Below are 26,287 nucleotides of genomic sequence, written 5' to 3'. Positions count from 1 at the left end.
GGTACAGCTTCTTCACGGTCAGGCCGGCGAAGGCGAGGACGCCGACGCAGACCAGGACGAGCAGGGCTTCGAAGAAGATCTCCACGGGGTGCTCCTCGATTGAGCGGAGGTTGAGCGAACGTACAAGGGCCGGTCCCCAGCTTAGTCGGCCCGGGACCGGCCCTTCGTGCGAGGTGCGCCCTCGCGGGGTCAGCCGAGCAGCTGGCCCTGCAGGGTCACCGTCTGGCGGAACGGTACGGACGCGGCGGCGCCCTTGCGTGACTGCACGATCACGGCGAGGACGTCACCGGCGGCCAGGTACGCCTGGCGGACCTGTTCGGCGCCGTACGGCTTGGACTCGGTGTACGCCCAGCGCGAGAAGTCGCCCGGCCAGGACAGGTCGGCGAAGCCCTCGTCGGCGACGGACGTCTCGGTGCCGCGCAGCCGGTAGCCGGGGGCGCCGAAGGGCGCCATGCGGGCGGCCAGGTCGTCCACGATGACCGAGGTGTCGAAGTGGAGCAGGTAGATCCGGGTGCGGGTGCCGTCCTCGGTGGTCCAGCCGCGGGCCGCTGTGTGCCGCAGGCCGTCGTCCTTGAGCATCTGCCGCAGATCGGCGCGCTCGTCGTCGTCGGCGAACTCCTTCAGGAAGTCCTCGGTCGGCAGCCAGCCGTCCTCGCCGCGCAGGGCGCGGTCGTCGACGGCACCGGCGGGCGCGGGCAGCAGGAGCGCGCGCGGGTCGGCGTGGTGCGCCTCGGCGGCGTTCTCCTCGGCGAAGGGCCGCGGACTGCCCTTCGGCAGGGGCGGCCGGGTCAGCGTGGGGTAGTCCCACCGGCCGTCCGACTCGGTGGCGAGGCCGGGCACGTCGGTGCGTTCCATCCCGGCGATCCCGTACGCCGTCCCGGCCCCGACGGCCGCGAAGACGGCCACGGCGGCGGTCCAGCGCAGGACGGCCCGCAGGACCCGGCGGTCCTTCGCGGGGGCCGGGGTCTCGGGGACGGGGGTCTCGGGGACGGGGGTCTCGGGGGCGGAGGTCCGCTCCGGCGCGGGCGCCGGTGCCTCCGTCGTCGCGAGGGCGCCCGCGGACGTCGTCTCGGGGCCCGGCTCGACGGCCTGGGGCTGCTGCTCGGTCATACGGCCTTCCCGGGTTCGGCGATGCGGTCGAGCTGGGTGCTCATGAGCTTCGCGACCGCCTTGGCGTCCAGGGGGCGGGCGCCCTGCGCCGAGACCGTGACCATCACGTCCCCGACGTATCCGAAGCAGGACATCTCGTCGGTGCCCTCGGTGAGGTCCTTGGGCGTCAGGAAGCACTTGGCGTCCTTGTGCCCCTTGATCGCCGGGCCCTTGCGGAAGATGTCGAGGGCGCTCAGCAGGCCGTTCTGGGTCCGGACCATGTCGCGCACGGCCGTGCGGTTGTCCATCCGGCTGAGCACGACGTTCACGCTGTAGATGTCCGAGACGAACCCTCCGGCGCGGCCGCTGGCGAACTCGCTGAAGTAGCTGCGCATCGCCACGCCCTTCGGACGTATGCGGTCCATCCGCTTCTCCAGCTCACGGCGCTGGGAGCGCGGCAGGTCGCGCAGCGCCTCCTTGCGCAGGGCCATCGCCTCGGTGCCGGTGAGCTGGGCGTCCGAGCCGAACTGCCCCATGTCGGGACCGCGGACCCAGCTGTCGGTGCCGTACGGGACGAGCATCCCGGCGAGACCGCCGGACTTCGGCGCCTTGGCGGGGCGGTCGGCGGCGGCCGAGGGGAACTTCCACGTCGGCGCCCCGGGATCGCGGTCGGCGTCGCGCACGGTGACGACGGTGTAGCCGGTGCCGGCCACGAGCGCGGCGACGGCCAGGACCGCTCCGGCCACGGCGGCGATCCGGCCGCGGCGCCACCGCTTCCGGGCGGGCGGCTGCTCCTCGACGGCCGTCTCGGCCGGGGTCCCGGCGACGGGGCCGTTGTTCTCGTCCACGGGGCGTTCCTCGCTCACAGCCGCTCCAACTGCCGCTTGGCCAGCCCGAGAAGGGTCTTCTTGCCGACCGTCCTGGGGGAGGTCACGAAGATCTCCATCTCGATGTCGCCGCGCCACGCGAACGCCTTCGCCTCGTACTGCGGCACGTAGCCCGGCTCGGCCTCCGGCTTCGTGTAGGCGTAGGCCATGCCGTCCTCCGTGCCGGGGATCGGCCAGGAGTGGTTGTCGCCGATGTCCGCCCAGTAGTGGGCGCCCCGCGCCGCCTCGGCCGCCGCCATCGACTCCTCCTGCCGGAACTGCACGAGCCGGATCTCCACCGCGGTGTCGCCCTGCTCCCAGGCGACGACGGCCGCGCGCCGGAACTCGTTGGCGACGTTCTCGCCGAAGGCGTCCTTGGGATCCCCGAAGGTCTCCGCGTAGGAGGCCAGGTCCATCCAGCCGTCGTCGGCCGACGACCAGTCGGCGGTCTTCGCCCCGCGCGGCTTCTTCAGCAGCAGCTTGCGCAGGTCGCCGTCGGTGCGTACGCGGCGGTCCCGCGAGGCGGACAGCGGCTCGGGCGCCTCGCCCTTGGACTGCTTCAGCGTCGGCTGGGACAGCGACGGCAGCTTCGTGGGCTCGCGGTCGGCCTGCACCAGGTATCCGGTGCAGGTCCCGGCGACGAGCCCGAGCACGGCGGCCCCGGCGATCAGCAGCGTCGTCCGTCCGCGGCGGCGCGCCCGGACCGGCGCCGCGGCGGCCTCCGGCTCGGCGCCCTGCGGCTCGACGGTCTCGGGCACGGGTGCGGTGCCGGGTGGGGCCATGCCCTCGGGCTCGCCCGGTCTTTCGGGTAGTTCCACGACGTCTCCCACAGTGCGTGACGTGCGCATTTCACATGCGGCGCACAGGAGACCCACGACCCACGGCCGAGGTTGTGGCGATGTTGATTACGATTCGGTCATGGCGAACAAGCTGGTGATCAAGGTGACGGCGGGAGCCGACGCTCCCGAACGCTGCTCGCAGGCGTTCACGGTCGCGGCGGTGGCCGTGGCCAGCGGCGTCGAGGTCTCCCTGTGGCTGACCGGCGAGTCCGCCTGGTTCGCCCTCCCGGGCCGGGCCGCCGAGTTCGAACTCCCGCACGCGGCCCCGCTGCCCGATCTGCTGGACGCGCTGCTGGCGGGCGGCCGGGTCACCCTGTGCACGCAGTGCGCGGCCCGCCGGGACATCACGGAGAAGGACGTGATCGAGGGCGTGCGCATCGCGGGCGCCCAGGTCTTCGTCCAGGAGGCGATGACGGACGGCACGCAGGCCCTCGTCTACTGACCGGCCTCCGTCCACAGGCAGAACGGGTGGCCCGCGGGATCGAACAGCACCCGGACGTCGTCCTGCGGCTGGTGTCCGGCGAGGGTCGCCCCCGCCGCCACGGCCCGCGCGGTCTCGGCGGCCAGGTCGTCCACCTGGACGTCCAGGTGGAGCATCATCTGCTGGTCCCCCGGTCGGCGCGTCGGCCAGACCGGAGGTACGTAGTCCGGTTCGTTCTCGAAGGCCAGCGCGACGCCCTCGGAGCCGGGAGGCGGCCCGATCAGCACCCAGTTCGGTTCCTCGGCGCGCACCACATGGCCCAGCAGCCGCCGGTAGAAGGCGGCGAGTTCGTGTGCGTCGGGTGCGTCCAGCACCACGGTGGACAGCCTGGCGGGCGACATGTGGCCTGTTCTACTGCGGCTTCTTCTTGCCGTCCAGCTCGTCCCACCACTCGTCGGACTGCGGGTCGCCGGAGGGCTCGTCCCACCAGCGGTCGTCCGGGCCGCGCCGGTTCGCCACCATCGCCGCCACGGGCGGGATGACCATGGCGACCACGCACATGCCCACCGCGACGGGGATCGACCACAGGCGCACGACGGCCCACGCCAGGACAAAGAGCGTGACGCAGATCCCCATCAAGGCGAAGTACCGGTGACGCCGCCGTACGTACATACGTCCAGGGTAGGTCGGCTCGCCGGGCTCGCATGCCGAAGGGCCGCGCCCCCGGTGGCACCGGGGGCGCGGCCCTTCTGATCGTCTCGCCTCAGACCGCGATCGCGACCTCGGCCAGGCCGCCCTGCTGGGCGACGACCGTGCGGTCGGCGGTCCCGCCGGGCACCAGCGCGCGGACGGTCCAGGTGCCCTCGGCCGCGTAGAAGCGGAACTGGCCCGTCGCGGAGGTGGGGACCTCGGCGGTGAACTCGCCGGTCGAGTCCAGCAGACGGACGTAGCCCGTCACCGGCTCGCCGTCGCGGGTCACCTGACCCTGGATCGTGGTCTCACCGGGCTTGATCGTCGAGGCGTCGGGGCCGCCGGCCTTCGCTCCACACATGTCTTTCTCCTGGTTGGGGTCTGACCGGAAGGAAGGCCGGTCGGGGTCGCTGAGGCGGTTACTTGGCGGGGCCGAGCTCGATCGGCACACCGACCAGGGAGCCGTACTCGGTCCAGGAGCCGTCGTAGTTCTTGACGTTCTCCACGCCGAGCAGCTCGTGCAGCACGAACCAGGTCAGCGCGGAGCGCTCACCGATACGGCAGTAGGCGATGGTGTCCTTCGCCAGGTCGACGTCCTCGTCGGTGTAGAGCTCCCTGAGCTCCTCGTCCGACTTGAAGGTGCCGTCGTCGTTGGCGTTCTTCGACCACGGGATGTTGGCGGCCGTCGGGATGTGGCCCGGGCGCTGCGACTGCTCCTGCGGCAGGTGGGCCGGGGCCAGCAGCTTGCCGGAGAACTCGTCGGGCGAACGGACGTCGACCAGGTTCTGCGAGCCGATGGCCTCCACGACGTCGTCGCGGAAGGCGCGGATCGCGGTGTTCTGCGGCTTGGCCTTGTAGTCGGTGGCCGGGCGCTCGGGGACGTCGTCGCCGGCGACCAGCTCGCGGGCGTCCAGCTCCCACTTCTTGCGGCCGCCGTCGAGAAGCCTGACGTTCTCGTGGCCGTAGAGCTTGAAGTACCAGTAGGCGTAGGACGCGAACCAGTTGTTGTTGCCGCCGTAGAGGATCACCAACGTGTCGTTGGCGATGCCCTTCTCCGACAGGAGCTTCTCGAAGCCCTCCTGGTCGACGAAGTCGCGGCGGACCGGGTCCTGCAGGTCCTTGGTCCAGTCGATGCGGATCGCGTTCCTGATGTGGTTCTTCTCGTAGGCGGACGTGTCTTCGTCCACCTCCACGATCGCGATGTTCGCGTCGTCGAGGTGCTGCTCCAGCCAGTCGGCGTCGACCAGGACGTCGCTGCGGCTCATGTTTCTCCTCCGGGGCAGTTGCGGCGGGGTGTGCACAGTGCGGGCGTGCGGTTCGCGACCGGCTCGGACGGCCGGGGCGCGCACGGGTGCCCGGGTCAGGGCTGCGGGGATACGGGGTGAACCGGCAGGAGCCGGACTGTCCGCTCAGAAGGGGCGACAGAGCATGGCGGCAACGCGGCACAGGTCCACTGCCCGCCGCTTTGTGAGATCCGCCTGTCGCTTCATGACCTCGATCGTAGGGACGGACAGGCGGGCGTGTCACCGGTGTGTCGCATGCTGAGACAAGATTGTCCGGGATGTGAAATAAAAAGACCGCCGAGCCCGCTCCGGAGGGGATTCCGGGCGCGTGCACCGACGGTCACGACGGAAGGGCGGACGAGGGCGTCTCGCCCCTTGGGACCGGGCCGTCCATCAGGGGTCGCCCTGGGTGCGGCGGGGGCCGTCCGCTTCGTCCAGACCCGCCCTACCCGGCGAGGCGGACGTTCGAACCCCGCACCGCGATCTCCACCCCGTCCTTCGCGGCCTGGACGCTTTCGAGCTCGATGCCGCCGGGCAGGCCGTCGATCTTCTGCTCGAAGTCGGTGATCGACCGCACCCGGTTCTCGGCGATGTCGGCGCCGCCGAGGGCCGGCAGCTTGTCCGCGTGCACCCGCACGGTCCCGCCCTCGGCGGTGACCGTGCTGAGGACGGAGACCGGCTGCGGCAGCTTGGTGCCGAGGACGGTCGCCTCGACGGTGACCTTGATCTTGCCGTTGCCGCCGTCGGAGAGGCCGACGACACGGGCGGTGACCCCCGGCGCGACCTGCGTGGACTCGGACTTGGCGGTCTTCAGCAGCTCGGCGTAGGAGACGGTGGCCGTGCCGGTGGCGGTGGCCGCCGTGGCGGAGCTGTAGTCGCCGGAGAACTCGACGCCCTTCATGTTCGCCTTGAGGTCGTCGATACGGATGGTCCCGCCGTCGGCGGTGGCCTCGTAGTCCTTGATGCCGACCTCGACGTCGTCCAGCGTGCCGCCGGCGACCTGGGTGAGGAACGGGAAGCCCTTGATGGACACGTCCGGGGTGGCCGCGAGGTTCTCGGTGGCCTGGAGCTTCCCGGCGGCCTCGTCCTCGGCGAACCCGACGGCGAGCCGGTCGGCCAGCACGAACAGGCCACCCAGGATCACCACGACGATGAGCAGTATGCGCAGCGCTCGCATGGTCCGGTCTTCCCCCAGCTCGACGGTCGTCCACGACGACGGTTCCCGACGACCGGGCGGCCGTCCACGCCGTGAGACTAACCCCGCCGCGGGCCCGGACCGCCGGATTGTCGATCACCTGTGACAGGCGCGGCGTCCGGCGGCCCGGGCCCCGCGCCTCAGACCAGGGCCCGCCCGAGCAGGTAGACCGCGGGGGCCGCGGCGGCCAGCGGCAGGGCGACGCCCGCCGTGAAGTGGACGAAGCGCGAGGGGTAGTCGTAGCTCGCCACCCGGTGCCCGATCAGCGCGCACACCGCGGCACCGGCGCCGAGCAGGGCGCCCGCGGCCCCCATGCCGGTCAGCGCGCCGGCCAGGGCTCCGGCCCCCGCGGCGGCGAGCAGCGAGGCGGTCACGGACGCCGGCGTGGGCAGCGGCAGCGCCCGTACCAGGACCGCGACCGTCACGGCGACGGCGCCGACGGTCACCGCCTCGCCGTGCGCGGCGAGGTACCCGGACGCGACGATCGCCAGGGCGGCCGAGGCCACCGTCGCCATCAGGCCGTACATCCGCTCGTCCGGGTCGGCGTGCGAGCGGAGCTGGAGCACGAGGGCCAGCAGCACCCAGACGCCCAGCGTGCCGAGGATGGCCGCCGGGGTGCGGCCGGACGCGAGCAGCGCCACGTCCGCCGTGAGCGCCCCCGCGAAGGCCAGCGCGATGCCCTGCCGGGCGGGCCACATGCCGTTCAGCCGGAACCAGCCGGCGGCCGTCACCGCCTGCAGGGCGACGAGCGGGACCACGAGGGCGTACGGCCCGATCGCCGCGGCCACCGCGAGCAGCAGCCCGAGCACGGCGGTCAGCGCCGCCGGCTGCACGCCCGGCTCGATGATCGGGGAGCGGCCCTCCAGCCGCGCCCGCTGCGCGTCCGTGATGCGGGCGTTGCCCGCGACGGTCGCCGGCCCGTACCCGGGTCCGGCGGCGTCGGAGGGAGGCGCCGGTGCGGGGGCGGGGGGCTGCGTGCGGCCCGCGTCGCCCCAGGCCGGGTCCTGGTACCCGGCGGCCGGAGCGCCGCCCTGCTGGTACCCGGCGGCCGGAGCGCCGCCCTGGTGACCGCCGTAGACCGCGCCGGCTCCCTGCGACGGCATGTACGCCGTCTCCTCCGCGGCCGGGGGCACCGGGGGCTGCACCTGCGTCTCCCAGGTCTGCCCCTGCCACTGCTGCGTGTACTGCTGGGCCGCCTGCGGGTCGTCGTACGGCTGCTGCTGCGGCCACCCCTGGGGCGGCTGCTGCTGCCGGTACGGGTCGTACCCGTCGTATCCCTGATACGGCTGGTCGGTCATCGTCACCCTCCTGCGAACGGCGGGAGCACCTCGACCGTGCCGCCGTCGGCCAGCCGTACCGTCTCATGCCCGCGGGTGCCCACGGGGTCACCGTCGACGAGGAACGAGCAGCGCAGCAGGACGCGCTCCAGCTCACCGGGGTGTCGCTCGCGTACGGCATCCAGCGCCTCGGCGAGCGTGGCCGCGTCGAACGCGTCCTCCGCCACCCCGGCCGCGGCCTTCGCGGCGGCCCAGTAGCGCACCGTGACCTTTGCCATCCCGTCCCTCGATCGGTCGTCTGTGTACACGGTCAGGCTAGCCGCCCTGTGCGAGGGCCCAGTCCCCGATCCGGGCGAGCAGGTCGTCGCCGGCCGCGTTCTCGGCGTGCCCCATGCCGGGTTCCAGCCACAGACCGGCGTGGTCACCGGCCGCGGCGGCCAGCATCCGGGGGTGGTCGAGAGGGAAGTAGCCGTCCCGGTCGCCGTGCACGATCAGCAGCGGGGTCGGCGCGATCCGGGGGACCGCCTCGACCGGGGACATCGGGACGGGGTCCCACTCCCGGTGGTGGATGCGGGTGCGGAAGCCGTAGCGGCTCACCAGCCGGCCCTCGGGGCGGGTGACCATCCAGTGCAGCCGGCGCATGAGCGGGGTGCCCCGGTAGTACCAGCGGGCGGGCGCGCTCACCGAGACGACCGCGTCCGTGCGGGCGTCGTCGTCGCGGTGGAGCGCCGCGTGCCGCAGCACCACCGAGCCGCCCATGGAGAAGCCGACGGTCACCACGCGCGCGTGCCCGAGCCCGCGCGCCCACCGCACGGCCGCCGCCAGGTCCAGCACCTCCCGGTCGCCGAGTGTCGACCGGCCGCCCGACGCGCCGTGCCCGCGGAAGGAGAAGGTGACGACCGCGCCGAACCGGCCGAGCACGCCCGCCACCCGTCGGACATGCGGCCGGTCCGCGTCGCCCGTGAAGCCGTGCGCGACGACGAACACCGGGTCACCGCCGGACGACCGGGAGGTGTCGTATACGGCCCGGCCCGGGTCGTATACGGAATCGACGGCCACGCCGTCCGCGGCGCGCAGAAACGTCCGGATAGCTCCCCGTCCGACCGTCTCAGAGTTCGGACAAACCGTGGATCGTGCCGCATGACCTGCCGGACCGTTGTTCATGTGGGCTATTCTGCTGGCAGAGGACTCGGGCAGCGTTGCCCCCGGGTCCTTTTGTGCTTTCGGAAGCGTTGTATACGACGCGGGAAACCGCGGGTGTACGGGGCCTTCGGGATCGCAGAGCAGTTCCGTACCGCACACGTCCTCGCAGGGACCGAGGAGGAACCAGACGTATGAGTTCTCTGCTGCTCCTGACCAACGCCCTCCAGCCGTCGACGGAGGTGCTCCCCGCACTCGGCCTGCTGCTGCACAACGTGCGCGTGGCCCCCGCCGAGGGCCCCGCCCTCGTCGACACCCCCGGCGCCGACGTGATCCTCGTCGACGGCCGGCGCGACCTGCCGCAGGTGCGCAGCCTGTGCCAGCTGCTGCGCTCCACCGGCCCCGGCTGCCCGCTCGTCCTGGTCGTCACCGAGGGCGGCCTCGCCGCCGTCACCGCCGACTGGGGCATCGACGACGTCCTCCTCGACACGGCGGGCCCCGCCGAGGTCGAGGCCCGGCTGCGGCTCGCCATGGGCCGCCAGCAGATCGTCAACGACGACTCCCCCATGGAGATCCGCAACGGCGACCTGTCCGTGGACGAGGCCACCTACAGCGCGAAACTGAAGGGCCGGGTCCTCGACCTCACCTTCAAGGAGTTCGAGCTGCTGAAGTACCTCGCCCAGCACCCGGGCCGCGTCTTCACCCGCGCCCAGCTCCTCCAGGAGGTCTGGGGCTACGACTACTTCGGCGGCACCCGCACGGTGGACGTGCACGTACGGCGGCTGCGCGCGAAGCTCGGCCCCGAGCACGAGTCGCTGATCGGCACCGTCCGCAACGTCGGTTATCGATTCGTTACCCCGGAGAAGCCCGAGCGGTCCGCCGAGGAGCCGAAGGCCGCGGCGGGGCGGGCAAAGCCCGTGGATGCGGACACAGCGGCCGCCCTGGACGCCGCCGAGCTCCGGGCCGACGCGTAACGGCACCCCGGGCGGGGCGCACCGGCGCGGCCGGGCCCCGTCCGGCATGCGGGACGCTCCCGCACGCCCTGCCCAGAGCGGGTCCATCCGCGTAGACTCCGCGCGTGGCCAAGGTGACTCGCGATGACGTCGCACGACTGGCGGGGACATCCACCGCCGTCGTCAGCTATGTCATCAACAACGGACCCAGGCCGGTCGCCCCGGCCACCCGCGAGCGGGTGCTCGCCGCGATCAAGGAGCTGGGCTACCGGCCCGACCGGGTCGCCCAGGCCATGGCCTCGCGGCGCACGGACCTCATAGGCCTGATCGTGCCGGACGCCCGCCAGCCCTTCTTCGGGGAGATGGCGCACGCGGTCGAGTGGGCCGCCGCCGAGCGCGGGAAGATGGTCCTCGTCGGCAACTCCGACTACGTCGGCGAGCGCGAGGTGCACTATCTGCGGGCGTTCCTCGGGATGCGCGTCTCCGGGCTCATCCTCGTCTCGCACGCCCTGAACGACCTGGCCGCCGCCGAGATCGAGGCGTGGGACGCCCGGGTCGTCCTGCTGCACGAGCGGCCCGAGGCCATCGACGACGTCGCCGTCGTCACCGACGACCTGGGCGGCGCCCAGCTCGCCGTACGCCATCTGCTGGAGCACGGAAACCCGTACGTCGCCTGCATGGGCGGCACCGCGGACACCCCGGCGGTCGGCGACCCGGTCTCCGACCACGTCGAGGGCTGGAAGCGGGCGATGGCGGAGGCCGGGCTGCCCACCGAGGGACGGCTCTTCGAGGCGCCGTACAACCGCTACGACGCCTATCGCATAGCGCTCGACATCCTGTCCGGGCCGCGGCGGCCCCCCGCGATCTTCTGCTCCACCGACGACCAGGCCATCGGGGTGCTGCGCGCGGCGCGGGAGCTGCGCATCGACGTCCCCGGCGAGCTGGCCGTCGCCGGCTTCGACGACATCAAGGAGGCGGCGCTGGCGGACCCGCCGCTGACCACGGTCGCCTCCGACCGCTCGGCCATGGCGCGCGCCGCCGTCGACCTCGTCCTCGACGACGGGCTGCGGGTCGCGGGATCGCGCCGGGAGCGGCTGAAGGTGTTCCCGTCCCGGCTCGTCCAGCGCCAGTCCTGCGGTTGCGCCTGACCGCCTTTACATCGGGCATACGGTCTTCTGCCGGGCTTCTCAGCCCGCCCTCAGGAAGCTCTCATCCTCGGGCGCCACGCTCGTCCGTATGACCGAGAGCTACCGCCGCAGCGACGACGACCACCCGTATCAGGGCGCCCGGCAGCACGCCTCCTCCCCCGTGGACCCGGAATGGCCGCCCCCGCCGGCCTACCGGCCGGCCGGTCACCCCGAGGGCGGGACGGCGCCCACCCCTCTCCTCGCCGAGCCGGCCGCCCGACCGGCGGCCGGGCGGCGCCGCGGGAGCGGCCGCCCGGTCACCCTCCTCGCCGCCGTGGCGATCGTCGCCGCGGCGATCGGCGGCGGCACCGCCTACGGCATCCAGGAGCTGAGCCACGGCGACACCGCGGCCACCGCGGCGCCCGCCGGGACCACCGTCGTCCCCTCCAGCCAGAAGGGCACGGTCGCCGGGGTCGCCAAGGCGGTCAGCCCGAGCATCGTGGAGATCAGGGCGCAGTCCGGCTCCGGCACCTCCACCGGCTCCGGCGTCATCCTCACGAGTGACGGCGAGATCGTCACCAACAACCACGTCGTCTCCGGCGCCTCCCAGGTCACCGTGCGCACGGACGACGGCAAGCGGTACACCGCCGACGTCGTCGGCACCGACAGCGGCAAGGACCTCGCGCTGATCAAACTCAAGGGCGCGTCCGGGCTGACGGCGGCCACCCTCGGCGACTCCGGCCGGGTCCAGGTCGGCGACCAGGTCGTGGCGATCGGCTCGCCCGAGGGCCTCACCGGCACGGTCACCAGCGGCATCGTCTCCGCGCTCGACCGTGACGTGAAGGTCTCCACGCATGAGGGGCAGCAGCAGCAACAGCAGCCGGACGCCGGCTGGCCGTTCGAGTTCGGCGGCCGGCAGTTCAACGGCGACACCGGCTCGTCGACGACGACGTACAAGGCGATCCAGACGGACGCGTCCCTGAACCCCGGCAACTCCGGCGGCGCGCTCATCGACATGAACGGGCACATCGTCGGCATCAACTCGGCGATGTACTCGGCCGCGGGGTCGGGCTCCTCCGACGCCGGCAGCGTCGGCCTGGGCTTCGCCATCCCGGTGAACACCGTCAAGGCCGACCTGGCGAAGCTGCGGGCGGGATCACAGAGCTGAGAAGGCCGTGAACCGTGCGAGGCTGAAGAGGTGCAGCCCCTGGACGCCCGCACACCCGCCCCCGTCCCGTCGCACCCGAGGAACCCGAGCCGATGAGCCCCGCCGACGCCGACCGTGACCCGCAGCGCATCCTGATCGTCGACGACGAGCCGGCGGTGCGTGAGGCCCTCCAGCGCAGTCTCGCCTTCGAGGGGTACGACACCGAGGTCGCGGTCGACGGCGCGGACGCCTTGGAGAAGGCGGCCGCCCACCGGCCCGACCTGGTCGTCCTCGACATCCAGATGCCCCGGATGGACGGCCTGACCGCGGCACGCCGCGTGCGCGCCGCCGGTGACACCACGCCGATCCTGATGCTCACCGCCCGCGACACCGTCGGCGACCGCGTCACCGGGCTGGACGCCGGCGCCGACGACTACCTCGTCAAGCCGTTCGAGCTGGACGAGCTGTTCGCCCGGGTCCGCGCGCTGCTGCGGCGCAGCTCGTACGCGGCGGCCGGCACGGGCCCGGGGGACGACGACGAGGTGCTGACCTTCGCCGACCTGCGGATGAACCTCGCGACCCGGGAGGTCTTCCGGGGCGGGCGGCCCGTGGAGCTGACCCGCACGGAGTTCACGCTGCTGGAGATGTTCCTGACGCACCCCCGGCAGGTCCTGACCCGTGAGCAGATCCTGAAGGCCGTCTGGGGCTTCGACTTCGAGCCCTCCTCCAACTCCCTCGACGTCTACGTCATGTACCTGCGCCGCAAGACGGAGGCGGGCGGCGAGCCGCGGCTCGTGCACACCGTCCGGGGCGTGGGGTACGTGCTGCGCCAGGGCGGCGCCGAGTGAGCAGGGCGCTGCGCCGCCTCCGCACCCTGCCGATCCGCACACGGCTGTCGCTGCTGGTGGCGGCGGCGGTGGCGTTCGCGGTGGCGGCGGTGTCGGTGACGTGCTGGTTCCTGGTGCAGGGGAAGCTCTACGAGCAGCTGAACGACGATCTGCGCCAGGCGGTGCGGACGAAGCCCGGGCAGTGGGTCGAGCTGCAGCGCGCGCTCTCCGACTGCACCACGTCCCCGCAGGACCCGGGGCCCTTCCGGAACCTGTACACCCAGATCGTCAGGGCCGACGGAACTCCCTGCGTCACCGCCGACTCCATCGGCGCGGTCAAGGTCACCCAGGCCGACAAGGACGTGATCAGGGACGGGGCGTCCAGCAAGGGCGTCATCCACAACAGCACCGCCGAGGACGGCACCCCGGTCCGGGTCATCACCGTGCCCCAGCCGGCCCAGGACGCCGGCACCGGGCAGCAGTCCTACGTCGCCCTCAGCATCGCCGTGTCGCTGGAGGGCACCCGCGCCACCCTCAACGACCTCGCCCTCATCCTCCTCCTCGTCTCCGGCGTCGGAGTCGTCGGCGCCGGGGCGGCCGGGCTCGCGGTCGCGCGGGCCGGGCTGCGTCCGGTCGACAAGCTCACCGAGGCCGTCGAGCACGTGGCCCGTACCGAGGACCTGAGCATCCGCATCCCGGTGGAGGACGACGCCGAGGACGAGATCGCCCGGCTCTCCCGGTCCTTCAACTCCATGACGTCCTCGCTGGCCAGCTCCCACGAGCTGCAGCAGCAGCTGATCGCCGACGCCGGGCACGAACTGCGCACGCCCCTCACCTCGCTGCGCACCAACATCGAGCTGCTCACCCGCAGCGAGGAGACCGGCCGGCCCCTGCCCGAGGCCGACCGCAAGGCGCTGCTCGCCTCGGTGAAGGCGCAGATGACCGAACTGGCCGCCCTGATCGGCGACCTGCAGGAGCTGTCCCGGGCGCAGGGCCAGCGCGGCGAGCGGGTCCAGGTGGTCTCCCTGACGGACACCGTGGAGGCCGCCCTGCGCCGGGTGCGGCTGCGCGGCCCGGAGCTGACCATCGGCGCCGACCTGCGGCCCTGGTACGTCCGCGCCGAACCGGCGGCGCTGGAGCGCGCGGTCGTCAACATCCTCGACAACGCCGTGAAGTTCAGCCCCGCCGACGCCACCATCGAGGTGGCGCTGGCCGACGGCGTCCTCACGGTCCGCGACCACGGCCCGGGCATCGCCGCCGACGAACTGCCCTACGTCTTCGACCGTTTCTGGCGCTCACCGAGCGCACGGGCGCTGCCCGGTTCGGGGCTGGGCCTGTCCATCGTGGCCCGGACGGTCGAGCAGGCCGGCGGGCAGGTCGCGCTGACCCGCGCCGAGGACGGCGGCACGGTCGCCACCGTACGGCTGCCGGGGGCGCCGACGCCGCCGCCCGAGACGCCGTAGGGCGTCAGCGGGGGCCGGCCGCCCGGCGCATGACCTCGGCGGCGAGCCGGACGGACGCGTCACGGGTGGCGGCGGCGAGCATGTCGGTGCGGATGGGGCCGCCCTGCGCGAGGTGCCGGTCGTAGGGGAGCAGGACGACGGGGACGCCGGGCTCCCGCAGGTGGGCGACGGCCGTCCGCTCGTCGAGGGTGGCGTCCGGGGTGGCGGCGCTGAGGGCGACGACCGTGGTGTGCAGGGCGGAGTGCGGGAGCCGGGCGAGCCAGTCCAGCACCTGGCGGGTGCCGTGGATGCCCTCGGCGGTCATCGGGGCGACCACGACCCGGGCGTGCGCGGTGTCCATCGCCGTACGCGCCACCTCGCCGGGCAGCGTCTCGCTGTCCACGACGGTGACCGCGAAGTAGCGGCGCAGCGCGAGGGTCACGGTCCGGTAGGTCCGTACGTCCAGCGGCGCCCCGACGCGGCCCTGGCTCGCGGGCAGCAGCCAGCCGCCGTCCTGGACGGGCACCAGATAGCCGGTGAGGTCGGTGAGCCCCATCGACGGGGTCAGGATCGAGGCGAGGTCGGCGCAGGTCCAGCGCACGGTCCTGGCGCCCATGCGCATCGGGAGCGTGCCGAGGGCGGCGTCGGCCTCCAGGGTGAGGACCGGGTCGTGCCGGTAGTGGTTGAAGGTGCGCCCGAGGAGCGCGGCGACCGTGGACTTGCCGACGCCGCCGCGGATCGAGGTGACGGCGACGACCCGTCCGGTGGTGACGGGTCGCTGCACCTCGCGGGCGAGCCGCGTCTGCTCGGTGACCTCCTGCGCGGCGGAGGCGGTCAGCCTGCGCAGCGAGGCCCCGGCCCGGCGCGCGGCCGTGTCGCCGTGCTGCGGGCGTCCCAGGGCGACGGCCAGCCGGGGGTCGACGGTCGGCACCGACTCCGGCGTCCCGCGACCCTGGTCGGGCACGAAGGTCTGCCGGGGGACCGGCGGCGGGGGTGCCTGGCGGTCCCGGCCGGCGTCCGGTGCGGGCCCGTGCGGGCCGCGGTGTGCGTCCTGAGTCCCCGTCACGCTGTCACCCTGCCCTACGCGAAGCCGCCGGACACCACGACCGCCGCCGGGACCAGGGCGAGCACGGCCCACGGTTCCAGCAGGTCGCCGGCCCGGCGCAGCCGTGCGCGCGGTCTCCCGGACGGGTGCACGGTCAGGTGCAGCACCGCGAGCAGGGCGAGGACGACGATCCCGGGCTCTCCCCACAGGGCGGCGAGCCGCACCACGACGACGGCGGCGGCCAGCAGCAGCGCCCCGACCTCGACGGTGAGGGGGTACGCGCGGGCGCGCAGCACGAGGACGACGGCCAGCAGGGCGGCGAGCGTCACCGTCCCCGCCGTGGCGGTGCGCAGCAGCAGCACGCCCGACGCGCCGGCGGCCAGGGCGAGCACCACGGTCGCCGGGGCCAGCGCGCGATGGGTGACCGCGAGAGCGGTGCCGGCGTCGTGGCGGCTGACGGAGACGCCACCCGTGCGCCGGTCGTCGAGGGCGGTCAGGCCGGAGGCCGTCAGGGCCAGCCGCGGGAGAACGCCGAGGGCGAGTGCGGCGGCCACGGCCGGCAGGGCGGCGGCCCGGCTCTGCTGGACGGCCGTGTGCCCCCCGCCCTGGAACAGGACCGCGGCCTCGCCCAGGAGGAGGCAGCCGAGGACGGCCGCGGCGCCGGTCAGGGCGGGACGCCCGAGGGGGGTGCACCAGCCGGCGAGCGCGAGCGCGGCCGCCACGGCCGCGGCGAGGCCCGCGGCCCGCAGCGGGCCGGGCCAGCCGTGGGCACCGGCCGAGGCCCACACGCCGACGACGGCCAGGGCGGCGGCCAGCGCGAGAAGGGTGACGGCGGTCGTGGAGCGCCGGGCCCGCCCGCACAGGACACCGGCCCCGGCGGCGGCCGGGGCGAAGACGAGCAGGACGGCCCCGACGGCGGCCGGGTCGAGGCGGTGGAGGGCGAGGACCGCGGCGGACGACGCCCAGAGCACGGCCGCGGCCGCAGCGGCGGCACGTCGTGTGGCGGGCCGCCATCGCCAGGCCCGCGTCCCGAGGTCGTCGGCGGACGCGTCGGTGGCGTCGTGCCCGGCGGGGCCGCGGGGAAGGACCTCCGGCGCCGGCGTGCGCTCGGACCCCGTGGATGTCACGCGCCCGAACCTACCACCGGCCGACTCGGGTGGATGGAGAGGGAGTGAGGGAAGCGGGCCGGTCCGAGGAAGGTCCGGCCCGCGCCCGTGACCTGGGTGTTCGAGAGTGCCTCGCCCCCTCCGGGCGGACCCGGTCGCCGTCCTTCTCCACGCGGACGTCCACCGGGGGCGGGTCGAAGCCCCGTCATGTGGTGGGGGGAACGCGCCGGTCCGTCCGACCGTGCGCGCTCCCCCCACCCGCAACCGCCCCCGGAGGTGCGCGATGCGGTTCACGCCTCTCCACCGGAGCGGTGACGGTGTCCTACCGGACGACCGTGATGCGGTCCGCCGCGGGGGGCGCGATCGGGCTCGTGGGCGTGGAGTTGGCCGTCAGGTACTTCTGCAGCACCGTCAGGTCGTCCGTGCCGACGAGCGGGTTCGTGCCCCGGCCGAGCGTGGTGAAGCCGTCGCCGCCGCCCGCGAGGAAGTTGTTCATCGCGACGCGGTAGGTGGCGGCCGGGTCGATCGCCGTGCCGTTCAGCTTGACGGAGTCCGCCACCACACGGTCCGCGCCCGACTTGGTCAGGTCCAGCGTGTAGGTGAGGCCCGCGGAGATCTGCAGGATCTTCGGCGAGGCCGCGTTGGTCCCGCTGACCTGCTCCTTGAGCACCTGGACGAGCTGGGCGCCGGTGAGGTCCTGGAGGTTCACCGTGTTGGAGAACGGCTGCACCGTGAAGCCCTCGGCGTAGGTGACCACGCCGTCGCCCTCGTCGCCCTTGGCCGTGTAGGTCAGGGCCGCGCGGATGCCGCCGGGGTTCATCAGCGCCAGGTCCGTCTCCGGGTCCAGCTCCTTGCCGTAGGCGAGCTGGGCGTCGGCGATCAGGTCGCCGAGCGGGGACTCGGTGCCGGCGTTGCCGATGTCGGCGGAGATGTAGCCGATCGGGCGGTTGCCGATGGGCGCCGCGAGGGTGTTCCACTTCGAGATCAGCGCGGTCATGTCGGGGGCCTTGGTGACGTCCCGGCTGACCACGTGGTTCGCGGACTTCACGGACGTACGGGCGATGTCGCCGGTGAAGCGGTCGTACGTCAGCGTGGTGTCGGTGTAGAGGCGGCCGAAGGACGAGGCCGAGGTGACCATGCGGGGCTCGCCCGACGGGTCGGGGACCGTGCACACGTACGCGTTGTGCGTGTGGCCGGTGACCAGCGCGTCCACCGACGGGGAGACGTTCTTGGCGATGTCCACGATCGGGCCGGAGATGCCGGAGCCGGCGCTTCCGGAGTCGCAGTCGTAGTTGTACGACGTGGAGGCCGGGAAGCCGCCCTCGTGGATGAGGGCCACGATCGACTTCACGCCCTGGCGCTGCAGCTCCTTGGCGTACTTGTTGATCGTCTCGACCTCGTCCTTGAACGTGAGGCCCTTGACGCCCTCGGCGGAGACGACGCCCGGGGTGCCCTCCAGGGTCACCCCGATGAAGCCGATCTTGACGTCCTTCTTCTTCCACACCCAGTAGGGCTTGAGGATCGGCTTGCCGCTCTTCTCGTTCAGGACGTTCGCGGCGAGGTAGGGGAAGTCGGCGCCCTCGAACTTCTTGTCCGTGTAGCAGCCGTCGGTGGGGTGGCAGCCGCCGTTCTGGAGGCGGGCCAGCTCCTTGGAGCCCTCGTCGAACTCGTGGTTGCCGACGGAGGTGACGTCCAGTTCGAGCTTGTTCAGCGCCTCGACGGTGGGCTCGTCGTGGAAGAGGCCCGAGATCAGCGGGGAGGCGCCGACCATGTCGCCGCCGGCAGCGGTGACGGAGTACGTCTTGCCGGCGCGCGCCTGGCGCAGATGCGTGGCCAGGTACTCCACGCCGCCCGCGTCGATGGTCTTCGTGGTGCCGTCGGCCTGGAGTTCGGTGACCCGGCCGGAGGAGCCGGACGGCGGCTCCAGGTTGCCGTGCAGGTCGTTGAAGGACAGCAGCTGCACGTCCTGGTAACGGTGGAAGCCGTGTCCGTGTCCGCCCTCGCCGGAGCCGGCGCCCGGCGAGGCGGTCGCGGGGAGCGCTGCGGCGAGCGCGCCGACGGTGGCGAGCCCGGCGGCCGTCGCGACCAGTGCGTATGTACGGCGTCTGCGGTGCTGCTGCTGGGATGTGGCTGACATCCGCCCCCCTGTGGGTCGTGAGTGGCATGGGCCCGTCGGGCGGCAGCCTAGAGTCAACGCGCGTAGCGCGACAGGGGGTTCCGGGTTACACCTTGGTTGCTTCTGTGCCGCGACTTTGCCCGGGGCGCCCCTTACCCTCGTACGCATGACCAGCGACGACATCGCCCGATCCGTCCCCTCCCGTTCCGTCGGGACCTACTCCGCCCTGTCCCCGGAGCAGACGGAGGCCGTCCTCGAACTGCTCGCGGAGGCCGCCCGGGTCGACGGCCAGCAGGCGGTGTCCGAACAGGGCCGGCTCCAGCTGCGCCACAGCGTGGCGGCCGGTGAGGGCGGCGGTGGCCGCGAGGGCGTCTCGCATCTGCTGCTGACCGCGGGCGGCCAACTCGTCGGATACGCCCAGTTGGAGGACACCGACCCGGTCGAGGCGCCCGCCGCCGAGCTGGTCGTGCACCCCGCGCACCGGGGCCTCGGCCACGGGCGCGCGCTCGGTACGGCCCTCCTGGCGGCCTCCGGCAAGCGGCTGCGGGTGTGGGCGCACGGCGGCCACTCCGCCGCCCGGCATCTCGCCCAGGTGCTGGGTCTGACCATGTTCCGCGAACTGCGCCAGATGCGCCTGCCGTTGACGGGCATGGAGCTGTCGGAGCCGGTGCTGCCGGAGGGTGTCACGATCCGCACGTTCGTGCCCGGCCAGGACGACGCGGCCTGGCTCGCGGTGAACGCCGCCGCGTTCGCCCACCACCCCGAGCAGGGCTCGCTCACCCAGCGCGACCTCGACGACCGCGCGGGCGAGCCGTGGTTCGACCCGGCGGGCTTCTTCCTGGCCGAACGCGGCGGCGAACTGGTCGGCTTCCACTGGACGAAGGTCCACGCCGAGGAGCGCCTCGGCGAGGTGTACGTCCTCGGGGTACGTCCGGGCGCCCAGGGCGGCGGCCTCGGCAAGGCCCTGACGACGGTCGGGCTGCGGCACCTGGCCGCGCAGGGGCTGCCGACGGCGATGCTGTACGTCGACGCGGACAACAAGGCGGCGGTGTCCGTCTACGAGCGGCTCGGGTTCACGACGTACGAGACGGACCTGATGTACCGCACGGAGACCTGAGCCGGTCTCACCCGACGGGCCGGGCGCGGACCACGAGGACGTCGAGCGCGTGTTCGTCGCCACCGACGGACAGCCCGGCCCAGCACGCCTGCGCGGCCAGCAGGTTGACGGCGCGCTGCGGCGCGCACGCCACGTCGGTGCCGCCGCCGGTGCCGTCCTCGCCGGTCAGCCGCCGGGCCACCGCGCGGGCGGCCGCCTCGGCGTCGGCGGCGTGCGGTCCCAGCGCGGTGGGCACCGGCTTGCCCTCCCCCGACACGAACGCCTCCACGAGCAGCAGCGGGGCTCCGCCGTCCGCCGTACCGCGCCAGCGCCGCACCTGAGTGGTGGCCGCGAGCCCGGGCAGCGCGCGGGCGACCTCGGCCAGCAGCCAGGCCCCCTGCGCCAGCCCCGTCGCCAGCGCCCCGGCTCCCGCGCTCGCCGACCAGGCCCGGTTCCCCTCCCCGGCGCGGCTCCTCCCCAGCAGCCGCCAGTCGCCGGGCACGGGCACGGACATCGGCGCCTCCAGCGCCAGCACCGCACCGGCCCCGTCCGCCAGGGCGGCGGCGAGCGCTTCCGCCGCGCCCGCGGGCTCGTCGCCGTGCGCGGCGAGCGTGTGCCCCGGCAGGTCGACCGCCGCCCAGGCGAAGGAACCGGTGCGCACGGAGCCCACGTCGACGGCGACCACACGCGCTGCGGACAGGTCCACGCGCCCCTCCCCCGTTGTCGAGTCCGGTCACCGTACCGGGCCGGCTTGACACCGCGGTCCCCTTCCACCACCCTTTCACTACTCAATTAGTGAAAGGGTGGTGGAACGCGATGATCGAGTACCGCATCGACCGGCGCTCCGGCGTCGCCACCTACGTCCAGATCGTGCAGCAGACCAAACAGGCGCTGCGTCTCGGCCTGTTGGAGCCCGGCGACAAGCTGCCCACCGCCCGCGAGGTCGTCGAGGCGACCGCCATCAACCCGAACACCGTCCTCAAGGCGTACCGCGAACTGGAGCGCGAGGGCCTGGTCGAGGCGCGCCGGGGGCTCGGCACCTTCGTGCGCCGGGGGCTGAACACCGCACCGGCGGACTCACCGCTGCGGGCCGAGCTGGACGCCTGGGCCGTGCGGGCCCGCGAGGCCGGGCTCGACCGCGACGACGTGGACGCGCTCTTCACTTCCGTACTGGACACACACTTCAAGGGGGACCCGTCATGACCGAGACCGCCATCGAGGCGGCCGGGCTGGACATGCGGTTCGGATGGCGGGGGAAGCCCGCGCTGGACGGCTGCGCGTTCCGGATCCCGCCGGGCGCCGTGTGCGCCGTCGTCGGCCCGAACGGCGCCGGCAAGTCGACCCTGCTGTCCCTCGCCGCCGGGCTGGCCCGGCCCACCGCCGGCACGCTCACCGTCCTCGGCCGGCCGCCCGCCGAGGTCCGCGCACGGGTCGGGTACGTCGCCCAGGACAAGCCCCTGCACCCCCAGCTGACCATCGCCGAGACCCTGCGCTACGGCCGTGAGCTGAACCCCGGCCGCTGGGACGACCGGGTCGCCGAGCGGATCGTCGCCGAGGGCGAGCTGGACACGGACACGAAGATCCGCACCCTGTCCGGCGGCCAGCGCACCCGCGTGGCGCTCGCCCTCGCCCTCGGCAAGCGGCCCGAACTGCTGCTCCTGGACGAGCCGATGGCCGACCTCGACCCGCTCGCCCGGCACCAGCTGACGGGGACGCTCATGGCCGACGCGGCCGAGCACGGCACCACGGTCGTGATGTCCTCGCACGTCGTCGCCGAGCTGGAGGGCTCCTGCGACCACCTCCTGCTGCTCGGCGCCGGGCGGGTGCGCCTGGCGGGGCCGCTGGAGGACCTGCTGGCCGCGCACCGCCTGGTCACCGGGCGCGCCGGCGCCTCCCTCGACCCGCACACCGTGGTCGAGGCGCGCACCACCGGCCGCGGGCTCACCGCCCTGATCCGGCCCGAAGGTCCCCTCGAGCCGGCCTGGCAGGACACCGCCCCCACCCTGGAGGAGCTGGTCCTCGCCCATCTCCGTGCCCCGCAGGCCCCCGCCCTGCGCCTCGACGACGTCCGGGAGGCCGCCGTATGACCGCTGTGACCCCCGGGACCACGGCCGCCGTCGCCCGGCGCCGGGGACCCCGCGGCCTGCTCTGGGCGACACTGCGGGTGCACCGCTCGGCCCTGTGGTTCTGGGTGATGCTGGTGGCCGTCGGCGCCGGCGTCCTGCTGTGGGCGTACGGCCCCGGCGCGGACGCCGCCTGGGCCGAGTACCGGTCCCGGGGCTGCCTCGACGGCCGGCCCAGCCTGGGCTGCGACATGGGGGGCGCGGCCGCGGGGCGCTACCAGAGCGCCGAGGCACTGGCCGGCGGACTCATCGGACTCGTGCCGTTCCTCACCGCGGCCTGGGCCGGCGGCGCGCTCATCGGGCGGGAGCTGGAGAGCGGCACGGCCCGGCTGGCCTGGACGCAGTCGGTCTCCCCGGCCCGCTGGCTCGCCGCCAAACTGGCCGTCCCCGCCGCGCTGCTGGTGGCCGGAATGCTCCTCCTCACCCCGCTGCACCGCCTGATGTTCACCTCCGACAGCCTGCTGCGCGCCACCATCGGCTCGGCGGACTGGCACCAGAGCCCGGTCTTCGAGGCCAACGGGACCCTCGCCACCGCCTACGCCCTGCTGGGCCTGGCCGTCGGCGTCCTCGCGGGCCTGCTCCAGCGCCGTGCCCTGCCCGCGCTCGGCACCGCGGTCGTGGCCCTCGGCGCCCTGACGATCGCCCTCAGGGACCTGCGCCCGCACCTGTGGCCGGTCCGGACGCTGACCGGCGAGCAGTACCCCGAGTGGACCGGCATGGTCGTCGACGACGGCGCCCTGACCTCCGGCGGGGCCCGCGTCACCGACCCGTTGTGCGTGGACGACGCCCGCTGCCTGGCCGAGCACGACATCGTCGGCTACTACCGCGACTTCCACCCGGCCTCGCACTTCTGGCCCCTCCACCTGGTCGAGACGGGCATCGTCCTGGCCCTGGCGGCCCTCGCGGTCCTGGTCTCCTTCCGCCTGCTGAACCGCCGCACCGCGCGAGCCGTATGACGGAGCGGCCGCCTCGCACGCGTCCGCACGTCTCTCCACGGGGGGAAGGACGTGCGGACGCGCGCGGGCCGTGTCCCGCTTCACCGCACGCCATGTCCTGGTAACCGGCGGTTAAGACAACCTTGCGACGCTCGGCCAATGACTCCCGCCGTGCCAGAGCCCGTGCCGCCTTCGCACCCGGGCGCGGGGAACGGGGACCGGCGACGCCTCCCGGCGGCGCTCCCACCCGCCCGTTCCGACGCGCCTGTACACCTCGACGCGCGGAACAATGGGCGTATGAGCCAGTCCTCGAACGCCCCGGCACAGGTCCAGCACGCGCAGCCCTCCGTGGGCTCCATCGCGGCGCACCGCCCGCACACCGTCACCTCGGCGGTCGTCTCCGACCTGGAACCCGACATCGACGCCGATCTCGACGCCTACGACGTCGGCGAGGTCGAGGGCGTCCAGCTGCCCCAGGGCCGCTTCCTCGACCGGGAGCGCAGCTGGCTGGCGTTCAACGAGCGCGTGCTCGAACTCGCCGAGGACCCCGCCACACCGCTGCTGGAGCGGGCCAACTTCCTGGCCATCTTCGCCAGCAACCTGGACGAGTTCTTCATGGTCCGGGTGGCCGGTCTGAAGCGCCGCATAGCCACCGGTGTGGCCACCCGCTCCGCGTCGGGGCTCCAGCCGCGCGAGGTGCTGGAGATGATCTGGGCCCGCTCCCGTGAGCTCATGGCCCGGCACGCCGCCTGCTACCACGAGGACGTCGCCCCCGCCCTCGCGGAGGAGGGCATCCACCTGGTCCGCTGGAACGAGCTGACGGAGAAGGAGCAGGCCCGCCTGTTCACCCTGTTCCGGCACCAGATCTTCCCGGTGCTGACCCCGCTGGCCGTCGACCCGGCGCACCCCTTCCCGTACATCTCCGGGCTCTCCCTGAACCTGGCCGTCCGGGTCCGCAACCCCGTCACCGGCACCCCGCACTTCGCCCGCGTCAAGGTGCCCCCGCTGCTCTCCCGCTTCCTGGAGGCCTCCCCCGGCCGGTACGTCCCGCTGGAGGACGTGATCGCCGCGCACCTGGAGGAGCTGTTCCCGGGCATGGAGGTGCTGGAGCACCACGCGTTCCGGGTCACCCGCAACGAGGACCTGGAGGTCGAGGAGGACGACGCGGAGAACCTCCTGCAGGCCCTGGAGAAGGAGCTCATGCGGCGCCGGTTCGGCCCGCCGGTGCGCCTGGAGGTCGAGGAGAACATCAACCAGGAGGTCCTGGACCTGCTGGTGCGCGAGCTGAAGATCAGCGAGGCCGAGGTGTACCCGCTCACCGGCCCCCTGGACCTCACGGGCCTCTTCCGTATCGCCTCCATCGACCGGCCCGAGCTGAAGTACCCGAAGTTCATCGCCGGCACCCACCGCGACCTCGCCGAGGTGGAGTCGGCGTCCGCGCCGGACATCTTCGCCGCGCTGCGCAGCCGGGACGTCCTGCTGCACCACCCGTACGACTCCTTCTCCACCTCCGTGCAGGCGTTCCTGGAGCAGGCCGCCGACGACCCGGACGTCCTCGCGATCAAGCAGACCCTGTACCGGACCTCCGGCGACTCCCCCATCGTCAACGCGCTCATCGACGCGGCCGAGGCCGGCAAGCAGGTCCTGGTGCTGGTCGAGATCAAGGCGCGCTTCGACGAGCACGCCAACATCAAGTGGGCGCGCAAGCTGGAGGAGGCCGGCTGCCACGTCGTCTACGGCCTGGTCGGCCTGAAGACCCACTGCAAGCTGTCGCTGGTGGTCCGTCAGGAGGGCGAGACGCTCCGGCGCTACAGCCACGTCGGCACCGGCAACTACCACCCGAAGACGGCCCGCCTCTACGAGGACCTCGGCCTGCTCACCGCCGACCCGCAGGTCGGCGCGGACCTGTCCGACCTGTTCAACCGGCTGTCGGGCTACTCGCGCCGCGAGACCTACCGGCGCCTGCTGGTCGCCCCCAAGTCCCTGCGGGACGGCCTGATCGCCCGGATCAACAAGGAGGTCCAGCACCACCGTGCCGGACGCCCCGCCTACGTCCGCATCAAGGTCAACTCGATCGTCGACGAGGCCCTGATCGACGCCTGCTACGCCGCGTCCCAGGCGGGCGTGCCGGTGGACATCTGGGTCCGCGGGATCTGCGCGGTCCGCCCGGGCGTGACCGGCCTGTCGGAGAACGTCCGCGTCCGCTCGGTCCTCGGCCGCTTCCTGGAGCACTCCCGCGTCTTCGCCTTCGGCAACGGCGGGGAACCAGAAGTGTGGATCGGCAGCGCCGACATGATGCACCGCAACCTCGACCGCCGTATCGAAGCCCTGGTCAGGGTCACCGACCCGGCCCACCGCGCGGCGCTGAACCGGCTCCTGGAGACCGGGATGTCCGACACCACCGCGTCCTGGCACCTCGGCCCGGACGGCGAGTGGACCCGGCACGCGACGGACGCGGAGGGGCAGCCCCTGCGCAATGTCCAGGAGATGCTCATAGACGCCCGGAGGCGCCGGCGTGGCACAGCGACACCCTGATCCGACGGACCCGGCGGCCGGCGCGGTGACCGGGGAGGCCCTCGCGGACCACCTGCGCGCCCAGGCCACCGAGTTCCTCCGCGCCCTGCGGCTGCACCGGGAGGGCGGTGCGGGCATGGAGCCCGACGGCGCGGTCCGGGCACTGCGGCGCTCGGCCCGCCGGATCAGCGGCAGCCTGCACACGTTCCGCCCGCTCCTCGACGCCGGCTGGGCGGAGGCCGTCCGCCCCGAGCTGGCCTGGCTGTCGGGCACCCTGGCCCTGGAGCAGGCGTACGCGGCCCGGCTGGAACGGCTGCTGCAGGCCCTGCACCGGCTGTCGGGCACCCCGGTCCTCCCGGTGCAGGCGCCGGGCCCGGCCGGGGTGCCGCCCGCCCCGGAGCCCACCGGGCCCGCCGCCACCGAGCGCGGCAAGCTCGCCGTGGGCGCGGCCAAGGCGGGCGCCCTGCTCGAACGGCAGCTCACCCTGGCCCGGACGCGCGCCCACTCCGCCGCCCTCCAGGCCCTCGGCGGCAGCCGCTTCCACGCGGTGGCCGACACCGTCGCCCTGCTGGCCAGCGAGGTCCCCCTGACCCCGGCGGCGGCCACCGCCGACCTGCGGCCCCTCGCGGCCGCCGCCGAGGAGCGGCTCGCCGCCGCGGTGACCGCGCTGCCGCTGATGCGGGCGGGGCATCCGTACAACGCGGAGGCGCTGGTCCACGGCCTGTCCCCGGACCCGTCCCCGCATCCGCAGGACGGGCCCTGGCACCAGGTCCGGCTGCTGCTGCGCCTGCACCGCTACGCCCGCGAGGTCCTGCACGGCGACGGCGGCCCCGTGGACGTACGGCTGACGGCGGCCGGGCAGGCCCTGGACCGGCACCGGGACGCCTCCGAGGCGGCGACCGCCGCCGCCCAGGCGGCCCGCACCCCCCGGATCGCGCCCGCGACGGCCTACGCCCTCGGTGTCCTGCACGCCGACCAGCGGCACGAGGTGGAGGCGGCCCGGTTCGCGTTCCAGCGGTTTTGGCAGAAGCAGGCCGTGGGCACGTCCTGACCCAC

28 protein-coding genes are annotated in these 26,287 nt (G+C 73.7%); 12 read left to right on the top strand and 16 right to left on the bottom strand.

The genetic code is table 11. From position 1 onward, the window contains the following. Positions 1-189: 189 nt before the first annotated feature. The 3 genes from ABZ899_RS25090 to ABZ899_RS25080 are packed head-to-tail and all read right to left on the bottom strand — an operon-like array spanning position 190 to position 2,773. Positions 190-1,110, bottom strand: a complete 921-nt coding sequence (locus tag ABZ899_RS25090) for a hypothetical protein (protein WP_361350143.1) — start codon at positions 1,108-1,110, stop codon at positions 190-192. Next, the gene (locus tag ABZ899_RS25085; RefSeq protein ID WP_361350141.1) at positions 1,107-1,955 is read right to left on the bottom strand and encodes a hypothetical protein; all 849 of its coding nucleotides are present in this window, start codon (positions 1,953-1,955) and stop codon (positions 1,107-1,109) included. The genes ABZ899_RS25090 and ABZ899_RS25085 overlap by 4 nt, the downstream gene beginning before the upstream one ends. Next, a complete protein-coding gene (locus tag ABZ899_RS25080; RefSeq protein ID WP_361350139.1) occupies positions 1,952-2,773 on the bottom strand; it encodes a hypothetical protein in 822 nt (273 codons plus the stop codon). The genes ABZ899_RS25085 and ABZ899_RS25080 overlap by 4 nt, the downstream gene beginning before the upstream one ends. A 100-nt stretch (positions 2,774-2,873) precedes the next feature. Between ABZ899_RS25080 and ABZ899_RS25075 the strand changes: the two genes are divergently transcribed. Further along, positions 2,874-3,236, top strand: coding sequence for a DsrE family protein (locus ABZ899_RS25075; protein ID WP_361350137.1), 363 nt, complete (start codon positions 2,874-2,876; stop codon positions 3,234-3,236). Here ABZ899_RS25075 and ABZ899_RS25070 read toward each other — a convergent pair. The 9 genes from ABZ899_RS25070 to ABZ899_RS25030 all read right to left on the bottom strand — a co-directional run bounded on the left by ABZ899_RS25070 (position 3,230) and on the right by ABZ899_RS25030 (position 8,824). Then, positions 3,230-3,616, bottom strand: a complete 387-nt coding sequence (locus ABZ899_RS25070) for a VOC family protein (protein WP_361350135.1) — start codon at positions 3,614-3,616, stop codon at positions 3,230-3,232. The genes ABZ899_RS25075 and ABZ899_RS25070 overlap by 7 nt on opposite strands. A 10-nt stretch (positions 3,617-3,626) precedes the next feature. Continuing rightward, positions 3,627-3,887, bottom strand: coding sequence for a DUF3099 domain-containing protein (locus ABZ899_RS25065; RefSeq protein ID WP_361350133.1), 261 nt, complete (start codon positions 3,885-3,887; stop codon positions 3,627-3,629). Between the two features lie 91 nt (positions 3,888-3,978). Beyond that, entirely contained in the window at positions 3,979-4,266 is a 288-nt protein-coding gene (locus ABZ899_RS25060; RefSeq protein ID WP_004986406.1) for a DUF1416 domain-containing protein, read from the bottom strand. Positions 4,267-4,324: 58 nt separating this feature from the next. Continuing rightward, positions 4,325-5,170, bottom strand: a complete 846-nt coding sequence (locus ABZ899_RS25055) for a sulfurtransferase (protein ID WP_361350131.1) — start codon at positions 5,168-5,170, stop codon at positions 4,325-4,327. 144 nt (positions 5,171-5,314) lie between these two features. Next, positions 5,315-5,395, bottom strand: a complete 81-nt coding sequence (locus tag ABZ899_RS25050; RefSeq protein WP_350751515.1) for an Ms5788A family Cys-rich leader peptide — start codon at positions 5,393-5,395, stop codon at positions 5,315-5,317. A gap of 238 nt (positions 5,396-5,633) precedes the next feature. Beyond that, positions 5,634-6,365: a DUF2993 domain-containing protein gene (locus ABZ899_RS25045; protein ID WP_361350129.1), complete on the bottom strand. Its 732-nt coding sequence runs from the start codon at positions 6,363-6,365 to the stop codon at positions 5,634-5,636. 158 nt (positions 6,366-6,523) lie between these two features. Next, a complete protein-coding gene (locus ABZ899_RS25040; protein WP_361350128.1) occupies positions 6,524-7,681 on the bottom strand; it encodes a hypothetical protein in 1,158 nt (385 codons plus the stop codon). 2 nt (positions 7,682-7,683) lie between these two features. Next, positions 7,684-7,938, bottom strand: coding sequence for a MoaD/ThiS family protein (locus ABZ899_RS25035; RefSeq protein ID WP_361350127.1), 255 nt, complete (start codon positions 7,936-7,938; stop codon positions 7,684-7,686). A 37-nt stretch (positions 7,939-7,975) separates the two neighbouring features. Next, positions 7,976-8,824, bottom strand: coding sequence for an alpha/beta fold hydrolase (locus ABZ899_RS25030; protein ID WP_361350125.1), 849 nt, complete (start codon positions 8,822-8,824; stop codon positions 7,976-7,978). Positions 8,825-8,994: 170 nt separating this feature from the next. On the opposite strand from ABZ899_RS25030, the gene ABZ899_RS25025 reads away from it, so the two are divergent. From ABZ899_RS25025 to ABZ899_RS25005, 5 genes are all read left to right on the top strand, one after another. Beyond that, positions 8,995-9,774, top strand: a complete 780-nt coding sequence (locus ABZ899_RS25025) for a response regulator transcription factor (protein WP_361350123.1) — start codon at positions 8,995-8,997, stop codon at positions 9,772-9,774. A gap of 104 nt (positions 9,775-9,878) precedes the next feature. Further along, positions 9,879-10,901: a LacI family DNA-binding transcriptional regulator gene (locus ABZ899_RS25020; RefSeq protein WP_361350121.1), complete on the top strand. Its 1,023-nt coding sequence runs from the start codon at positions 9,879-9,881 to the stop codon at positions 10,899-10,901. An 88-nt stretch (positions 10,902-10,989) separates the two neighbouring features. Next, a complete protein-coding gene (locus tag ABZ899_RS25015) occupies positions 10,990-12,048 on the top strand; it encodes a trypsin-like peptidase domain-containing protein (RefSeq protein WP_361350119.1) in 1,059 nt (352 codons plus the stop codon). Between the two features lie 92 nt (positions 12,049-12,140). Next, positions 12,141-12,875 (top strand): response regulator transcription factor, encoded by a 735-nt coding sequence (locus ABZ899_RS25010; protein WP_361350117.1) that lies wholly within the window; start codon positions 12,141-12,143, stop codon positions 12,873-12,875. Then, a complete protein-coding gene (locus tag ABZ899_RS25005) occupies positions 12,872-14,317 on the top strand; it encodes a HAMP domain-containing sensor histidine kinase (protein WP_361350115.1) in 1,446 nt (481 codons plus the stop codon). The genes ABZ899_RS25010 and ABZ899_RS25005 overlap by 4 nt, the downstream gene beginning before the upstream one ends. A gap of 4 nt (positions 14,318-14,321) precedes the next feature. On the opposite strand, the gene ABZ899_RS25000 is transcribed toward ABZ899_RS25005, so the two are convergent. From ABZ899_RS25000 to ABZ899_RS24990, 3 genes are all read right to left on the bottom strand, one after another. Then, on the bottom strand, positions 14,322-15,362 hold the full coding sequence (locus ABZ899_RS25000) for a type VII secretion protein (RefSeq protein ID WP_361350113.1): 1,041 nt from the start codon (positions 15,360-15,362) through the stop codon (positions 14,322-14,324). A 14-nt stretch (positions 15,363-15,376) separates the two neighbouring features. Continuing rightward, positions 15,377-16,468: a type VII secretion integral membrane protein EccD gene (locus ABZ899_RS24995; protein WP_361350112.1), complete on the bottom strand. Its 1,092-nt coding sequence runs from the start codon at positions 16,466-16,468 to the stop codon at positions 15,377-15,379. Between the two features lie 301 nt (positions 16,469-16,769). Next, positions 16,770-18,584, bottom strand: coding sequence for a bifunctional metallophosphatase/5'-nucleotidase (locus tag ABZ899_RS24990; RefSeq protein ID WP_361350110.1), 1,815 nt, complete (start codon positions 18,582-18,584; stop codon positions 16,770-16,772). A 145-nt stretch (positions 18,585-18,729) separates the two neighbouring features. Between ABZ899_RS24990 and mshD the strand changes: the two genes are divergently transcribed. Further along, positions 18,730-19,680, top strand: coding sequence for a mycothiol synthase (gene mshD / locus ABZ899_RS24985; RefSeq protein WP_361350108.1), 951 nt, complete (start codon positions 18,730-18,732; stop codon positions 19,678-19,680). 7 nt (positions 19,681-19,687) lie between these two features. On the opposite strand, the gene ABZ899_RS24980 is transcribed toward mshD, so the two are convergent. Further along, positions 19,688-20,365 (bottom strand): hypothetical protein, encoded by a 678-nt coding sequence (locus ABZ899_RS24980; protein ID WP_361350106.1) that lies wholly within the window; start codon positions 20,363-20,365, stop codon positions 19,688-19,690. A 110-nt stretch (positions 20,366-20,475) separates the two neighbouring features. On the opposite strand from ABZ899_RS24980, the gene ABZ899_RS24975 reads away from it, so the two are divergent. From ABZ899_RS24975 to ABZ899_RS24955, 5 genes are all read left to right on the top strand, one after another. Continuing rightward, positions 20,476-20,862 (top strand): GntR family transcriptional regulator, encoded by a 387-nt coding sequence (locus tag ABZ899_RS24975; protein WP_062670598.1) that lies wholly within the window; start codon positions 20,476-20,478, stop codon positions 20,860-20,862. After that, positions 20,859-21,746: an ABC transporter ATP-binding protein gene (locus ABZ899_RS24970; RefSeq protein WP_361350104.1), complete on the top strand. Its 888-nt coding sequence runs from the start codon at positions 20,859-20,861 to the stop codon at positions 21,744-21,746. The genes ABZ899_RS24975 and ABZ899_RS24970 overlap by 4 nt, the downstream gene beginning before the upstream one ends. After that, on the top strand, positions 21,743-22,738 hold the full coding sequence (locus tag ABZ899_RS24965; RefSeq protein ID WP_361350103.1) for an ABC transporter permease: 996 nt from the start codon (positions 21,743-21,745) through the stop codon (positions 22,736-22,738). The genes ABZ899_RS24970 and ABZ899_RS24965 overlap by 4 nt, the downstream gene beginning before the upstream one ends. 276 nt (positions 22,739-23,014) lie before the next feature. Then, on the top strand, positions 23,015-25,252 hold the full coding sequence (locus ABZ899_RS24960) for an RNA degradosome polyphosphate kinase (protein ID WP_361350101.1): 2,238 nt from the start codon (positions 23,015-23,017) through the stop codon (positions 25,250-25,252). Next, positions 25,233-26,282 carry a CHAD domain-containing protein gene (locus ABZ899_RS24955; protein WP_361350099.1) on the top strand — a complete coding sequence of 350 codons (1,050 nt, stop codon included), beginning with the start codon at positions 25,233-25,235 and terminating at the stop codon, positions 26,280-26,282. The genes ABZ899_RS24960 and ABZ899_RS24955 overlap by 20 nt, the downstream gene beginning before the upstream one ends. The last annotated feature ends 5 nt before the right edge of the window (positions 26,283-26,287 follow it).

Source organism: Streptomyces sp. NPDC046859, assembly GCF_040645135.1.
Taxonomy (GTDB): Bacteria; Actinomycetota; Actinomycetes; order Streptomycetales; family Streptomycetaceae; genus Streptomyces.
Note: the sequence above shows the minus strand (reverse complement) of the source record. Positions and strands in the feature narration are given on the sequence as shown.